This window comes from Blautia parvula (genome assembly GCF_020215665.1).
Classification (GTDB): domain Bacteria; phylum Bacillota; class Clostridia; order Lachnospirales; family Lachnospiraceae; genus Blautia; species Blautia celeris.
In genome coordinates this window covers 4,557,986-4,573,524 of record NZ_CP084061.1, presented here as the reverse complement: position 1 = coordinate 4,573,524, position 15,539 = coordinate 4,557,986, and the positions used below count along the sequence as shown (strand labels likewise).

At 43.4% G+C, this 15,539-nt stretch carries 12 protein-coding genes; 3 read left to right on the top strand and 9 right to left on the bottom strand.

Annotation, left to right across the window (positions count from 1 at the left end):
- Positions 1 to 79 precede the first annotated feature (79 nt).
- The 8 genes from LC508_RS20955 to LC508_RS20920 form a co-directional block, all read right to left on the bottom strand.
- A complete protein-coding gene (locus LC508_RS20955) occupies positions 80 to 2,686 on the bottom strand; it encodes a glycoside hydrolase family 31 protein (protein WP_103731520.1) in 2,607 nt (868 codons plus the stop codon).
- A 59-nt stretch (positions 2,687 to 2,745) separates the two neighbouring features.
- Positions 2,746 to 3,987, bottom strand: coding sequence for an MFS transporter (locus LC508_RS20950; RefSeq protein WP_054350355.1), 1,242 nt, complete (start codon positions 3,985 to 3,987; stop codon positions 2,746 to 2,748).
- Positions 3,988 to 3,993: 6 nt separating this feature from the next.
- Positions 3,994 to 4,818, bottom strand: a complete 825-nt coding sequence (locus tag LC508_RS20945) for a carbohydrate ABC transporter permease (protein ID WP_103731519.1) — start codon at positions 4,816 to 4,818, stop codon at positions 3,994 to 3,996.
- 13 nt (positions 4,819 to 4,831) lie between these two features.
- Complete coding sequence (locus LC508_RS20940) at positions 4,832 to 5,704, bottom strand: carbohydrate ABC transporter permease (RefSeq protein WP_033141585.1); 873 nt, start codon at positions 5,702 to 5,704, stop codon at positions 4,832 to 4,834.
- Positions 5,705 to 5,735: 31 nt separating this feature from the next.
- Complete coding sequence (locus LC508_RS20935) at positions 5,736 to 6,992, bottom strand: ABC transporter substrate-binding protein (RefSeq protein ID WP_033141586.1); 1,257 nt, start codon at positions 6,990 to 6,992, stop codon at positions 5,736 to 5,738.
- 103 nt (positions 6,993 to 7,095) lie between these two features.
- The gene (locus LC508_RS20930; RefSeq protein ID WP_103731518.1) at positions 7,096 to 8,721 is read right to left on the bottom strand and encodes a helix-turn-helix domain-containing protein; all 1,626 of its coding nucleotides are present in this window, start codon (positions 8,719 to 8,721) and stop codon (positions 7,096 to 7,098) included.
- Positions 8,718 to 10,445 (bottom strand): sensor histidine kinase, encoded by a 1,728-nt coding sequence (locus tag LC508_RS20925; protein ID WP_103731517.1) that lies wholly within the window; start codon positions 10,443 to 10,445, stop codon positions 8,718 to 8,720. Before LC508_RS20925 ends, LC508_RS20930 begins: the two co-directional genes overlap by 4 nt.
- 259 nt (positions 10,446 to 10,704) lie before the next feature.
- Positions 10,705 to 11,349, bottom strand: a complete 645-nt coding sequence (locus LC508_RS20920; protein ID WP_033141589.1) for a nucleoside recognition protein — start codon at positions 11,347 to 11,349, stop codon at positions 10,705 to 10,707.
- Positions 11,350 to 11,520: 171 nt separating this feature from the next.
- Here LC508_RS20920 and LC508_RS20915 point away from each other — a divergent pair, with 171 nt between their 5' ends.
- From LC508_RS20915 to LC508_RS20905, 3 genes are all read left to right on the top strand, one after another.
- Positions 11,521 to 12,321, top strand: a complete 801-nt coding sequence (locus tag LC508_RS20915) for a carbon-nitrogen hydrolase family protein (RefSeq protein ID WP_054350349.1) — start codon at positions 11,521 to 11,523, stop codon at positions 12,319 to 12,321.
- A 280-nt stretch (positions 12,322 to 12,601) separates the two neighbouring features.
- Positions 12,602 to 13,264: a DUF1638 domain-containing protein gene (locus tag LC508_RS20910; protein ID WP_033141591.1), complete on the top strand. Its 663-nt coding sequence runs from the start codon at positions 12,602 to 12,604 to the stop codon at positions 13,262 to 13,264.
- 214 nt (positions 13,265 to 13,478) lie between these two features.
- Positions 13,479 to 14,201 carry a GntR family transcriptional regulator gene (locus LC508_RS20905; RefSeq protein WP_103732770.1) on the top strand — a complete coding sequence of 241 codons (723 nt, stop codon included), beginning with the start codon at positions 13,479 to 13,481 and terminating at the stop codon, positions 14,199 to 14,201.
- A 52-nt stretch (positions 14,202 to 14,253) separates the two neighbouring features.
- On the opposite strand, the gene LC508_RS20900 is transcribed toward LC508_RS20905, so the two are convergent.
- Positions 14,254 to 15,495 carry a CapA family protein gene (locus LC508_RS20900; RefSeq protein ID WP_054350345.1) on the bottom strand — a complete coding sequence of 414 codons (1,242 nt, stop codon included), beginning with the start codon at positions 15,493 to 15,495 and terminating at the stop codon, positions 14,254 to 14,256.
- Positions 15,496 to 15,539: the final 44 nt, after the last annotated feature.

The window sequence follows — 15,539 nt, the reverse complement described above, 5'->3', positions numbered from 1 at the left end:
GCATTTTTTATGTTTAACTTTGGCACAGTACGTCCATGAACCACACCGTTTCGGACAGACCTTTATAATATGTATCCCGTCAACATCCAAATACACTGCAGAACAAGTCAAACCAGTTAATTTCCAGCTTTTTCTTTTCCGTATCCTTTTCCCTATTCAGTGGTATACTGCGAAAATTTCCTACACTCCCTTTTTCAGTAATGATTTCCCAGTATAGTTCCTGTTGAATGCTGTAAGTGAATCCTTCCATATCTTCGGCATTCCATAAAAGGACATTGCTCTGCGCTGTATTACAAAGTTCTATGCAGCCGCAGCCAGTCAGAATCTCAAGCAAGCCACAGAGGACTGTATCCGGAACCAACTGTCGTATATCCCGTATAAAACCGGACAATTCCAAGGACAATTTCTCTGATTCCCTGCACAACGGCTTCCATTCAGATAAACAGTTATAAATATGTTTTTTGAGTGCATTGCTAATCCTGCAGGATTTCAAAAATTCCTTTACTTCCATAATCTTCCGACTTACGGGGTCTGCCTCAGGTGTGCCAGCCTTTAAACAGAGCTGTAACCTCTCCTGTCCTTTTTCCATCGTCACATACAAATGCAGTACTGCCTTTTCTTTCTGATATTCCTGTCGGAACGCAAATGTTCCATTCTCTGCAGTGACAAGCTCCGGTTTTCCTACCCCTATAAAAAGCAGGTGATACTCTCTTTTCCTGTACTTCTCTTCCTGTCTCCTGTGAATAGAAAACTGTATGATGTCATTTTCATGAAAAAGCTCAAACATTGTTTCCCTGTCCTGCATATCTCCTTCCTTAAGCAGATAACTTCCGCTGCATCCGCAGAATATCTTCAGCAGCAGTTGGGCTGGTTCTTCAGTATCACCAAAGGAAACATACTCTGCCATGGGAATGACAGAGCCAGCACGGGCAAACACCGGTATATGGGATTTGTCTCCATAAATACCGTGAACTTTACTTCCCACATAGGTCTTGTATGTAAAGAAATCATAGTACAATCCTTCCGGAAGCCATACTGCCTGATGACTGTGCATATTCTCCCTGTCTGCCGGACTTGTATAGGGTGCCGCAATCAGATATCTGCCAAAATAATACTGCTGAGGAACCTGATACGCTTCCTCCTCTCTGTGATAAAAGTACATAGGTGCAGCAATGGGGCACCCCTCTGTGCACGCATACATCTCGCTGTACAAATAGGGAATCAGTGCATGCCTCAGCCGCATAGCTTCCCGGCAGAGAGAAAAGATATCATTCCCATAATTCCACGGTCTTCTGTCCTGGAACTCATTATCACTGCTATGCAGACGGAGTACAGGGCTGAACACCCCATATTGTATCCATCTCAAAAACAGTTCTCCGTCCTCCACACCTCCCATGTGTCCACCAATATCATGACTCCACCAGAAACATCCCACATTAGCGGCCGTAGCTGTAAAATAAGGCTGGAACGCAAGACTTTTCCACGTTACGATAGTGTCCCCCGAAAACTGTATTGGGTAACGATGGGAACCAGGCCCGCTCCATCTTGACAGAATTACCGGTATCTTTCCCTCATGCTTTAACTGATCGCAGTAATGTAAATGATTGATCCACCAGAGCGTATCCAGTCCGGGGATACTAAAAGTATTATCCTGCTGCCAGTCCATCCACCAAAAATCAACTCCTATTTTCTCTTTCGGCTCATGCAGGTGTTTAAAATAACTTTCTGCAAACTTTCTGTCGTCCAGACGAAAAGGAATCACCCGGTCCTGATCTGCATCCTGTCCAATATCCCGGCACATCTCCCGGTATCCGTCCTCAAAAGGTGCAATGCCATCCGCCGGATGCAGATTTAATGCCGTCTTCAGTCCCCTTTCGTGCAGTCCGGCAATCAGTCTTTCCGGCTCGGGAATAAGATTTCTGTTCCATGTATAACCGGTCCAGCCTTCATGATAAGGATTCTCCCGGATGTGCCAATCCATATCGATGACGCACACTGACAGTGGAATCTCTCTTTCCCGGAACGCATCCATCAATTCCAGCAGAGAATCCTGCGTATAAGGATAAAAACGGCTCCACCAATTTCCAAGAGTCCACCGTGGGATATCAGGTACTTTTCCCGAAAGCATAAAGTACTCCCTTAGAAAGCATTTATAATCCGTACCGTAATAGAAAAAATATAAATCTCTGCTGCCCTGTTCTCGTTCATAGGGCCATCCCTTTTCATCCAGGAGCACTGTATTACTGTCATCGAAAATCGTATAACCTGCCCGATTCAGCAGACCATTTGGAAGAGGCACCGCTCCGTCAATATTGTCAAGAGTCTGCAATGTTCCACCCAGATTCCCATTCGGTGCTTCTCCTATGTTCCACACCTGTCCAGTCTCCTTCATCTTCACAGACAAAGTATTTTCAAAATCTTCTCTGTTTTCTGCCGCACATTTCAGCACCAGACAGTCTGTCTCCAGTCTTAATTTCCCTTCGCGGATTTCACGTCTGTATTCTGTCTTCTTCCCTTCCCTCCGGAAGAAAACCTGACTCGGAGCATCTGTAAATCTCCCTGAAGGACTGTACTCCATCCGCAGCGTCCGTTCGGAAAGCACAGTAAATCTCATGCTTCCCACTACTACCACACTTTCCTCTCCCGGCAATATTGTGGAAATCATCACACATTCTGACCAATTCATTCTAAAATAATCCTACCTTTCTTCCGTACCGCAACCATAAAATAACTTACCTCCATGTACTAAAACCTGTAATATTTTCTATCATAATCTTTCAGTGTCTTATTGATACGCACAATGATCATGCCTGTCAGAAAAAGTACCATGTTTAGGACAAACGGCAGTTCCCCGCTAATTGAAGACAGCCATCCGGTTATCCATCCGAACGGCACACTGATCCCAATCATGCCCACATACAGAAGTGCCGTCATTTTCGCCCGTTCTCTGATGTCAATGCACAGGGACATCAAGCTGTCCTTTCTGGGCATGACCAGTGCATATCCAATCGCCTCCAGGCATGTATAGACTAAAACCGTACCAATACTCTCCGCTCTGGCGAAGATCAGCACAAGCTGGCTCGCAAGATAGAACAAAAATCCTGTCATCATGACCCGTCGAAAAGGCAGTCTGTTGACCCATCTCTGCATGCACAACATAAATACCAGCATAATAACTGCACGAATTGTAGGAAACACCGCAATCCAGCTTTCCCTGATTTCAAGTGTTCTGGTAATATACAGACTAAAAAAATTACCTGTGATCAAGACTGAAATATTCATCAGCGCCATAAAGGCAAGTGCTGTCATAACCTGTCGGGAATGTATCATTTTGCAGATCACTGCACCATACTGACTGAACAATTTCCTGTAAGATATCTGCGCGGTCTCCTGCTTTCTTATTTTCCCCTGCTGTGTTTCTTTTCCAAAACAAAATAGAATCAGAAACTTTAAGGTCATAAGGACAAAAGACATCAGATATAGTCTGCGGACCGCAGCCACCACTCCCAGTGAATTTACTAAAAGAGCAGATAATGGTGCAAAGAAAACAGCCAATAGCCCTGTAAAATGAATCCATGCATACACATCCACTATTTTTTCTTTTTCACAATCCTCTACCAAAAGACATGTCCAGGAATTATTTGTAATCTGCCAGAGGCTGTTTAAAACAGCTGCCACGGCAAATCCTGCAAAACTTTCTGTAAACGCCCATATCAGACAGGGTATAGACCAGGAAGTAATGTCAAAAATTACTGTCGTGAGCCGTCTCCCCAATTTATCCGTAATCACACCGCCTGCAAAAGATGCTGCCACCTGGAATACCATTCCTATGGAAAGCAAAAATCCAATCTGCGCATCACGGATACCTAATGCATACATAAAAACAGTTGCATAGGGAAGATAAAGATTGTAAGGAATGCTCCAAAGAGGCTCAATCAGAATGCATATTCTGGGATTACCCTTCAGATTTTTCAATATTCGGAACATAGTTGATCATCCCTTGATCCCGGAAGAGATATTGCTTCCCAGGATATGCTTCTGTCCTATAAAAAATGCCACGACTGTGGGAACCGTCATAATCACAGTAATAGCCATGATTGCTGAGAAGTTAGTCGTATGAGCTCCCTTGTACAGAGACAGCCCGATAGGCAGCGTAAATTTTTCCGAATTTGATATGTATACCAATGGTCCAAGATAATCATTCCATACAATAATCATATACATTACTGCTGAAAGAACCATCTGGGGTTTTAATAAAGGAAGAAATATCTTACAGAATATCTGCCAATAATTTGCCCCGTCAATAATAGCGGATTCCTCAAAGTCTTTAGGAATCGTGCGAAGGAACTGTTTCATGAGAAAGATATAAAAGGCCCCTCCAAAAAAAGACGGAATGATCAATGGTTTCAGTGTATCCAGCCATCCGAAAAAGTTATACTGCATATACAGCGGAATAACCAGCACTTCCCAGGGAATCATCATTGTGGAAAGCAAGATCATAAATAACAAATTCTTACCCGGGAATTCAAAGCGTGCAAATCCGTATGCGGTGAGGGCACTGGAAAATGTCATGCCCACAACCGCAAAGAATGTAACAATCAAAGAATTGATCAGATATTTGGTAAAAGGCTGCGCAGTCCACGCCTCCGCAAAGTTGGCAAAATGCAGTTCTTTCGGGAAAAAGCTGGGAGGGTATGCAAAAATTTCGGCCGGCGACTTCAGAGCCGTCACCAGTGCCCAGAAAAATGGAAATAAGAATATCAGAGACAAACAAATCAGAATAAAATATAAAATTCCATTTGATATTTTCTTTTTCATATAATCACCCCTTCTATACCTCGTAATAGGTCCATTTTTCTGAAATAAACATTACTGCACCTGTTAGTGCCATTACGATAATAAACATTACCCATGCATTTGCCGATGCATAGCCAAGACGAAACTTTGTAAATGCATTCTCATATAAATACATGGAATACATATAGGTGGATTTCATTGGCCCGCCGTTTGTCAAATTGATGATCACCGTTAACTGCTGCATGGATGCGATGATAGCCATAATAATATTATATACAATCGTAGGCCCAAGCAGCGGTAATGTAATCCGATAAAAACTCTTAAAACCACTTGCCCCGTCTATTCTGGCAGCTTCGATCACCTGCTCGGGAATCTCCTTTAATCCAGACAAAAACACCATCATCATAGAGCCTAACGCCCATGCCGTTGTAAGTACCATAGACCACACCGCAACATCCGGATCTTTCAGCCAGGGCACAGCCTTTATATGAAACAGACTCAGCAGATAATTCAGGATACCCCGGTCATTTAAAATCCATCCCCATATCAGGGCCAGCGCTACCCCTGAAAGAACGCTGGGGAGATAAAAGATAGTTTTAAAAGCCCCAAGGCACTTCAGCGGCTTGTTCAAAAGCAGGGCAAGTGCCAGGGCAAGTCCCACATTTAACGGCACTAAAATAACCGCATACTGAAATGTAACTTTTAAAGAATGATAAAACAATTCATCGTGAAACATATCGATATAATTTTTCAATCCTATGAATATCCTGTCTCCCACAATATCCCAGTCAAACAGGCTCATACCCAGCGAAAAGATCATTGGAAACGCTACAAACACCAGAAGTCCTATGAGCCACGGCAGGATAAACAGATAGGGAACCCATTTTTGTTTTCCTTTCAGATACATACTTTCTCCTCTTCCTTCCCTGCTGTCGGGCTTACTGGGTGACCACTTCTGATTTTTTCTGCACCTCATCAAGAATCTGCTGAATATCCGCATCTTCCTGGATGAAAATCGCTTCCATTCCGTCCTGAATCTCCGCGCTGATCTCAGGCCAGTGTGGTGTTTTTACAAGGGAAGGTCTGTCTGCATCCACAGTCTCCAGCATGTCATAAAAAGGTTTCATCTGGGGATCATCTAAAAGTCCCATGTCTTTAGCAACAGATTTTCTAATCGGCATTTCGGAATCACTTAATGTCTTCACAGAATCATAAGAACTGTAAAATTCAATAAATTCCCATGCCTCATCCTGATAGGCTGAATCTTTTGCGATTGTCAGGAAATCCGAATGGACAACGGATTTTCCCGGTTTGCCATTAAATCCCGGCATAGGTGCAATCCCAAGTTCCATACCTCCTTTGTTGATATCTTCCACCTGCCATTTTCCATTCTCTGCAAAAACATATTTTCCCGAAAGAAACGCCTGTGCGAAATCCTGATTAAAATCATCTGCTGCTGCAACTTTGTCCACATAGATCATATCGTGCAGGTATTGAATCATCTCCACGTTCTCTTTACTGTTGATAACCGGTTTGCCATTGTCATCAATCCACTCTCCTCCATTGCTCCACAGGAAATGCTCAAAGGAATAAGGATCCGGATTGAAATATAAAAACATTCCTGTTTTCTGATCATCTGTGAGCTGTTTGCTGCAGGCCTTCAGGTCATCCCACGTCCAGTCCGGTGAGATTGTGATATTATTCTCATCCAGAAGTTTTTTATCATAGTGTATAGCTCTCGTAGAGAAGCCTACCGGAACACCGTAAATATTGTCTTCCATCGTGGAATACTGGAACAACATATCATAAATATCGTCTTTATCCTCCAGCGTCTCTATTTTATCATTCAGTGGGATAATACTTTCATAATAAGCAGGGAAATTCCAGAGTTTTATGATATCCGGTGTGTTTCCTGCGCCTATCGCGGCCGCCAGTTTCTGGTCAAATGCAGAACCGTAGTTTTCCAGTTTTACCTCAATTTTATCCTGTGACTCGTTAAATGCCTGTACTACCTTCTCCTGTGAATCATATGCAGATGCTGTCACAAATCTCAAAACTACCTTATCCCCGTCATTCTGTTTGGTTTCCTTTCCATCATCCCCTTTTGTGCTGCCTCCCCCGCAGCCTGTAAGTACCGAAGCCCCTACAACAGCTGCCATTGAAAATACGGTAAGTTTCGTCATTTTGTTCCTCATTTTTTTCTACCTCCTCAATAAATATAACTTTTTGCTACAATATTTTTTCAAAAAGTCTTCTTTTTTATGATTTTATTATAAAAAAAGATAGCCTCTTTTAAGGCTATACTTTTTTTGGATTTACTATACTTTTTTTGTTTTCATACTCCAGCGGGCTGCAGCCCACTGCCTTTTTAAATACTTTAAAAAAGTAATTGTAGCTGCTGAATCCTACCAGTGCATAGATATCTTTAATCTTATACTGTCTCCTCTCTATAAGCTCCTTTGCCTTTCCGACTCTGTAGTCTGTCAGATATCCCACGAAATTTTCTCCTGTGTCCTCTTTAAACAGTTTGCTCAAATATGTATGATTTACCCCCATGTAATCTGCCACTTCCTGGAGAGACAATGGATTTGCATAATTCTTCCGGATATAATCCAGACAGGCAATTGTATACCTGTTGAAACCCGTATGTTCCTTTTCCTCCTGTTCCTGCTTCGCCTTTTCAAAGCAGGTAAAAAATATATTTATCTGCTGCTGCATGTCTTCTATTGTCTCAAGTCTGCAGAAACGGTCATAAAAGACCGGAAGCTGATAGTCCTCCTCTAATTCCAGATTTTTTTCCCCTGCAACAGCCCACAGACACTGAAGCACCTCCACCATTTGAAGCTCAACCATCTCCCGCGGATAATAGTTGCTCTTATAGTATGTAAACAGCCTGTCAAGTATCTCCCTGTCAGTATTCCCTTCTTTGATCTTCTGCAAAAGTTCCCTGTACGGCCGTTCACTGCCACTCACCATCTTCACTCCCGTAGATATTTTCGCTGTGCTTTCAGTGCGGTATACCCCGCCTTTTCCTTCCAAAAACTTACGATTTAAATATTTTCTGCAGCTTTCATACTGAAGAGGCAGCATCCTGACAGGAACTGGATTGCTGACCCCGATGCTCAAATTCATATTGAACATTCTAAACAGCATTCTTTTAACTCGCTCTATGACTGCCTCCGTCTCTGACTGCATCCTTGCTTCGCTTCTGATCTCCCCCATAGGAAGAAGCAGCAGCAGTTCCCCGTCTCTTCCTGCTATCGCCTCTGCATTCCGGAATCCCTCCAGAGATTTCTCTACGGTCTCCATAACAGAATCCCAGAAAATTCTGGTGTCTGCCCGGTTAAAAGAAACTGTAATGTTTTGATAATCATCAATTTCACAGACCATTAGAACAAACAGAGAAGACGGTATCTCAATTCCGTACTTCTTCATCTGCCTCTCAAACGTCTCAGGTGTGATCTCACCCAAGATGACCTGCTGAATCATCTTCACCTTCAGAAGCTGCCTGCTTCTGTTCAACACTTCCGGATCTTTCTCCTTCAGCCTGTGCTCTTCCATTTTAGAGACTGCCTGATCAAATGCTTCTTTTAACACCTGCTCACTCAGGGTATGCTTCAGAATATAATCCAGGCTCCCCTCTTTAAAACTCTCTTTCACATATTCAAAATCTTTGTAGCTGCTGATTACGATAGTATGCAGCAGCGGCAGTAGTTTTTTAGCATTTTTGATCAGGGAAATACCATCCATGTGGGGCATCTTCATATCTGTTATAAGAATGTCCGCACCTTCACGTTCCATATACTCCAATGCTTCCCTGGGATAAATAAAATCTTTTACTACACAGTCTAACGGCACTTTCAAGAGCTGTTTAAGCTGCATCAAGTCTAATACATCATTATCTACAAGCACTACTTTTATCATGCCTTCTCCTCCTGCTCCTCCTCTGTTGACGTATTGCTCTTCTCTGTACACAGATAAGGAATATGGATGCTCACCGTTGTGGAGACACCTTCCACACTTTCTACTTTCAGACCATATCCCTTTCCAAAATGGATATGGATACGCTCCTCGATATTATTCAGTCCAATAGAATTCAGGGTATTCCGCTTTGACACATCAAAACCGTTTCCATTATCCTTTACCACGATTTCCAGATCTGTCTCCTTTTTCTGTGCGCTGATATGGATGATACCTTTTCCTTTTTGTCCCTCCAATCCATGAATTATGGAATTCTCAACAATGGGCTGCACCATAAACTTCAACACCAGGCATTGCTTTACTTCGTCCTCCATGTCAATATAACACATAATATCATCCAGGGATTTGTACTGGTAAATTTCAAGATACTGGCTGATATAATTTATCTCTGTCTCCAGTGTGACCCACTCACTGCTGTTATCCATACTGATATGCAGAAGCTCCATCAAAGCGTTGACCAGTTTTTCCACATTTGTAACTCGTTGTATATAACAAAGGTTCTTTATTGTATTTAGTGTATTGAATAAAAAGTGTAGATTGATCTGTCCCTGCAGAGACTTTATTTGAAGTTCCACCTTTTCTTTTTCCTTCTGACGCACAGTCTCAAGCAGTTGTCTGATATTCTGCGTCATCTCATTAAAAGAATTACCCAGTACACTGAATTCATCATTACTGTGTATCGTCACTACAGTGTCCATATCACCACTGCTGAAGCGTCCCATGGCCTCTGAAAGAGTTGTAATATTCTTACCGAGCCACCGGGCCAGGATATACATGATTGCCCCCAGAATGCAGACCGCTGCCAGAAGGGTAAAGAAAATATTATGAAATGTCTGTGTCACGTTTATAAGAATATCATTGAGTGGAATCCTCGCTTCTGCCAAAATGCCAAGTTCATCAATGTTGTTACGGACAACCAACCACTTTTCACCGCTTATATTCACAATGCTGCTCCCCGGTTCCTGTTCACAGACAGGAGTCGCATCGCCTAAATCCTGCTCATGTTTCCTGTTCCGGTACAAAACATCCCCATAGGTATTGTAAACTGCCAGCATGGTATGCTCAGGAAATACACCATCAAAATTCTCCTGTACAATATGATAAGGAATGCTCACCACAGAATATCCAATATCATTCTCATAATAGTGGACTTCCCGCACGATCATAAGCTCACGGCTGTCCTCGTGCTTCCCGTAAGGCAGCACCACGGCATTTTCATCCTGCAGCTTTGTATATTTTGTCTGAAGAAGTTCAATAAATCTGCCATCATCAATGCTGCTTCCCCGCCCGATCCTGTCACCTATTCCGTTACTCAGATAGATGGACTGCACATACTGCTTACTCACATAAATATTGTCAATATATTCATTCAGTCTGGTCTCTGCCTGTTTCTGCAGATAAGATTCATCCCACTTGCTGCCAATATAACGGTCAACGAGCCTGTTATTTCTGGAAATCACATGACTTACATAATCTGCATCTCCCAGAATCATCTGCAGATTCAGCACTTTCTCCTGCAGCACAGTTTTCGTCGTATTCAGTACAGCAGAAACTGTCATCTCCTTACTTGGAGCATACCATAGAAAGGAGACTGTCCCCATGGTCAACAACAGTACCAATATCAGGATTAAAAAAAGTTTATATACAAATTGCATTTTAATCTTCATCTCTTGTCCCCTGCATTTCTGTTTAATTGTATTTCATTAACCGTTTTTTGTATGCCGCACACGGCAGTCATTGTCATTTTTAAAAACAGCATTCTCATTATAAAGTAATTTTTGGGCAAAATCAACACTCCGCATCTCTGCATAAGGAATATCCATGCGCAAAATGCCACTATACCCTGATTTTTCCATATTATTTTTAGTTAAGGTGATACTTATTTCTATGTAAGTGGGAATCTCTATACAATACAAAACGGAGAGCTCACGCTCTCCGCTTCCTGTCCTTCATCTTGCAAAACACCACAGCCACCACCGTGCTGAGCAGCGTAGCCACAATCCCCGGCCCTACGATTCCTGCAGGGTTTGTACTTCCGTACTGGCTCCGGTATGCTATGATATTTACCGGAATCAGCTGCAGGGAAGAAATATTCAAAATTAAAAAAGTACACATCTCATTGCTGGCTGTCCCCCTGGGCAGTATCCGCAGTTTTCCCCGGGAATTTATGTCTGCCTCCTGTCCGTTCTCCTGCCTCCGTTCCTCTTCCAATTCTGCCAGCTTTTCCATAGCCTTCAGGCCAAACGGGGTTGCCCCCCATCCAAGCCCCAGAAAATTGGCGATGATATTGGCGGATATATACTCCATGGCAGGATGATCCCTGGGCAGATTCGGGAATAAAAAACGCAGCAGCGGCTGCATTTTCTCTGTCATCTTCTCTATCATGCCGGAGGATCTGGCAATCTCCATGACCCCCATCCACATGGCAACGATTCCCGCCATGGTAATGCAGAGCACCACCGCCTCCTTGGCAGATGATAGAGCCGCATCCGTGATCTCTCCCATGCGTCCCGTCATGGCACCGTATGTAATTCCTATGAGCATCATGGCTCCCCAGAGAATATTCAGCATTTACACGCCTCACAGGCTTTTTCTCTACTATATGCTTTGTAGGTTTCATTTATTCTGAAAAGCCGGACACAGGCGCTTGACTTTCCCTGTGTATCTGCTACAATGGCAAAAAGCGCACGTAAAACAGCGTTTTCCAGCAGACTGCCAATACCCGTTGAAAGGGGGATTCTTATGTCATATACGATTGCACTGGCTCAATGTACCTCTCTGCCGGACATATCCCAAAACCTGGTAACTGCCGAAAAATTTATAGCTGAAGCGCAGAAAGAGGGGGCATCTCTCATTGTTTTCCCTGAATACTTTATGTATCCCTGCACAGGAGATACCGCATCTTATACAGCGCATGCCCAGCCGGTTGACGGTCCGTTTGTTCTCTGTATGAAAGAGCTTGCAGTAAAATATAACATTTGGCTTCTTTTCGGAATGAATGAAAAATCCTCTGATGTGCATGAAAAAAAATGCTACAATACATTGGTCATTCTGGACAGTGGCGGCATAATACGCGGTACTTATCAAAAAACACATTTGTTCGATGCATTTGACTGGCAGGAATCCGGCCACACACTTGCAGGCAATTCACTTTTTTTACCAATAGCAACGCCTTTCGGCAGGCTTGGACTCGGCACCTGCTATGATCTTCGTTTTCCGGAAGTAGCCCTGCATGCGGCATTACAGGGTGCTGAACTCCTTATCTATCCTTCTGCCTGGGTGGATGGCCCTCTGAAAGCACTGCAGTGGAAAACTCTCATATCAGCAAGAGCCATAGAAAACGGTATAACCGTTATAGGATGCAGCCAATACGCAAAGGATACTTTCATTGGACAAAGTTTTGCCTGTGACCCTTTCGGCAATACACTGGCAGAGGGAGGGCCGCAAAATGAGCTCCTCCTTGTTCCTGTTACTCCCGGCCTGACCAGGGATGCCCATTCCCGGATACCATCGCTTGTAAACAGGCGCACTGACTTATATTAAATTAACATCAGACAGGCGTATACGGCAAATCCCTCAAACTGCTTTGGAATCATCGTATTATGTGCCATACTGGCAGCTCGGAACCTTTCATAATACTGCTCCCCTACCCCGTAACTATCTCTCATCAATATTTTTACACTTTTTATATAAACTGATTATTTTCTGTCATTTTTTGTTTTTATACAATATTTTAAATCTATATTTGACTTAACAAAAAAAACAGGATATAATTTGAGCAGCTTATCACTTCTGCACTGCCGAAAAGAAAGGTGGCATTTTAATGAAATCCACAATTATTGCCTGCAAAACTTTGGAAGAAGAACTGCTCTATGTTATGGAATCCCTGTCAATGCATCCACCTGTTGTGTGGCTGGAATCCGGCCTGCACAATAATCCAGCCCACCTGCACGAACGCTTACAGGAAGAGTTAGACAAAATCACCGGGCAGGAACTGGTGATCATGGCATTTGGATTTTGCGGTAACTCTGTTCTTCATTTAAAGACCGGAAATTATACACTGATACTGCCAAGAGTAGATGACTGTATATCACTGCTTCTGGGATCCGTGTCTGTAAAAGCTGCGCTGAATCACACAAATCCAACTTATTTTCTTTCAAAAGGATGGATGAAAGGTGAGCGGAATATCTGGGTGGAATATCAATATACAGTTAAAAAATATGGGATTGAAACAGGCCGTGAAATTTTTCATGCCATGTTTGGCCACTACAGCACTCTGGGCCTTCTCGATACAAAAATATGTCCTTTGGATTCACTCATGGAAGAAACAGAAAAAATTGCCCGGACTCTTGACTTATCGCCAAAAATCATACCGGCCTCGACCCGTTATCTGTCACAACTCTTATCAGGCCCCTGGCCTGCCGAACAGTTTCTGCAGGTTCCTGCAGACTCAGAAATTGCAATTGAGGATCTATATACTTATTAACCCCCTTTGTTTATATTGAGTTGTATATACCGGTATGATATACCAGTATGATATACCCGATGGCAGAATGTGGCTGCACTGCCCGTGTACATCATATGGAGGGAGAAAATTTAATTGGAAGATAATATAAACACTTGAAATTCAAAAGATGCCTATTCACAGGACCCCATCGAAACTGCTGTAATCTGCAAGTCTTCTATGAAAGCAAAAAGCTATGGATAAAAATAATAATACCTTTGGAGAGCCTCTATACATTACGATAGCAGAATCCTTGCGCAGGAAAATTATGGGTGGTGAATTTAATCCCGGGGATTTACTTCCTTCTGAAAATGTATTATCTACCCAATATCATACCAGCCGCGAGACGGTGCGAAAAAGTTTAAATATACTGGAAAAAGAAGGTTTCATTTATTCCAGAGCCGGAAAGGGTTCTTATATATCGTCTCCTCAGCACAATGTATTCTCTATGTCTTTTTCCGAAGATGATTCCGGAAACCAAACGAAATACAGAAATATCACAGTGATAGAACCCTCAGAAGAAATCAGAAATGCTTTAGAACTGAATTCGTCTGATAAAGTAATTGAAATCAGCCGAGTCATTTCCAGGAATGGAATCCCTGCTGCCTTTGACATTAAATATATCCCTTATGATAAGGGATGTCCTATTATAGAAAATGAAATTAATTATTCCGTTTTTCCCGAAATCGTTGCCGCAAAGACAGCTCCCTTCGCCTTCTGCACCCAAATGGAGATAGGTGTGGAATCCGGAGATGAGAAAACAGCACATACACTGCAGTGTGAACTATCCGATCCACTGCTTGTAATATACAGGTATTTCATAGACCAGGATGGACGTTGTATTGGATTCGGCAAAAAATATATGCGGCAGAATTACGGCAGGCTAAAAGCCAGTTCCGGTTATTTTGAACCCTGTTAAATTTATTAAAACGGCAGCAGATTTTTCCTGCAAAATCTGCTGCCGTTTCCCTTTATCCCTGCACCCAGGAACTATACTCTTTAATCTTCTTCAATATATCATCCCCCTGCTCTCCCTTGGCAGGCGTCGGCTGATAGTTATTATATCCATCCTCAGAGGAAATCCTGCACGGAATGATATTCTTCACATTGTCCTGCTGCAGCGCTCCATCCTTTATGGTAAATGTCTGCTGGAAGATCATGGTGTTCATGTCAGACGGATAGGCATTACCGCCAAAGCAGAAATTGCCCAGACTGTACACAATATTCTTCCCCTGATATTCTTCTATCCCCTCCAGCACATGGGGATGATGTCCCAGGACCAGATCCGCCCCGTTGTCTATGGCTGCGTGTGCCAGCTCAATCTGTGTGGAGTCCGGTTCATATGCCTTCTCTGAACCCCAGTGAAAGCTGGCGATAATGATCTGCGCTCCCTGTTCTTTCAGGGATTCCAGGTTGGCGATCATGGAATCCTTGATTCCAAGGCCTTCCCTCAGGACATAGGTGCCCAGCAGCCCCACCTTTACGCCCTTTATCTCCATCACAGCAGTCCTGTCATATCCAAATGTGGTGATTCCCTCATCCTCCAGGGCCTTGATGGTATCTGTATAACTCTGCTCACCATAATCCTTACTGTGGTTGTTTGCCATATTTGCCGCTTCCACACTTCCCGCAGTGAGTATCTCTGCATAGGCGGGATCCGCTTTAAATGCAAACTGTTTGTCCTCGCGTTCCTCACTGGTTGTGAGAGTTCCCTCAAAATTCACAATGGTCAGATCATCCTGCGAAAAAATCGGCTGAACATTCTGAAAGAAATAAGCCGGATCTCCCACTCCCTCATATTTAGCCGGAAGGCTGTCACTCCAGTCAAAGAACTCATCGGTTCCCAGTGTGCAGTCTCCCGCTGCGCTGACTGTGATCGTTACGGGTTCCTCTGCCTTTTTCTCTTCCCCGCCTGCACCCGACTTCTTATCCGCATCCCCGGTACTGTCTTTTTTCTCCGCTTTGTCCTGGGCTGCCGTTTTGTCCTGGACTGTCTCCTTATCCTGACCAGCCTCTGACCTGGCTGTCTCGGCCTTTGCGTTTGTCTCCTTTTCTCCGGAACCGGCAGACATGCCTCTGCTCACAGCCAGAATGACAAGAAGCACCAGGACCAGAGCCAGATCCATTCCGAAAATAAGCTTGATCCGCCTTACTTTCCGCTCCCTTTCCCTCTTTCTTCGTTCCTGTTCTTTTTTTCTGTAATGGTACGCCATTTATGATCCCCTTCTCTTTCGGACAGTATTGCACTGCCCGGTAC

What these genes read in the sequence shown, in the direction of transcription:
- LC508_RS20920 (WP_033141589.1), bottom strand. Translation starts at nt 11,349, where the DNA reads ATGCTGAATATTCTCTGGGGAGCCATGATGCTCATAGGAATTACATAC.
- LC508_RS20915 (WP_054350349.1), top strand. Translation starts at nt 11,521, where the DNA reads ATGTCATATACGATTGCACTGGCTCAATGTACCTCTCTGCCGGACATA.
- LC508_RS20945 (WP_103731519.1), bottom strand. Translation starts at nt 4,818, where the DNA reads ATGAAAAAGAAAATATCAAATGGAATTTTATATTTTATTCTGATTTGT.
- LC508_RS20900 (WP_054350345.1), bottom strand. Translation starts at nt 15,495, where the DNA reads ATGGCGTACCATTACAGAAAAAAAGAACAGGAACGAAGAAAGAGGGAA.
- LC508_RS20930 (WP_103731518.1), bottom strand. Translation starts at nt 8,721, where the DNA reads ATGATAAAAGTAGTGCTTGTAGATAATGATGTATTAGACTTGATGCAG.
- LC508_RS20905 (WP_103732770.1), top strand. Translation starts at nt 13,479, where the DNA reads ATGGATAAAAATAATAATACCTTTGGAGAGCCTCTATACATTACGATA.
- LC508_RS20950 (WP_054350355.1), bottom strand. Translation starts at nt 3,987, where the DNA reads ATGTTCCGAATATTGAAAAATCTGAAGGGTAATCCCAGAATATGCATT.
- LC508_RS20925 (WP_103731517.1), bottom strand. Translation starts at nt 10,445, where the DNA reads ATGAAGATTAAAATGCAATTTGTATATAAACTTTTTTTAATCCTGATA.
- LC508_RS20955 (WP_103731520.1), bottom strand. Translation starts at nt 2,686, where the DNA reads ATGAATTGGTCAGAATGTGTGATGATTTCCACAATATTGCCGGGAGAG.
- LC508_RS20935 (WP_033141586.1), bottom strand. Translation starts at nt 6,992, where the DNA reads ATGAGGAACAAAATGACGAAACTTACCGTATTTTCAATGGCAGCTGTT.
- LC508_RS20910 (WP_033141591.1), top strand. Translation starts at nt 12,602, where the DNA reads ATGAAATCCACAATTATTGCCTGCAAAACTTTGGAAGAAGAACTGCTC.
- LC508_RS20940 (WP_033141585.1), bottom strand. Translation starts at nt 5,704, where the DNA reads ATGTATCTGAAAGGAAAACAAAAATGGGTTCCCTATCTGTTTATCCTG.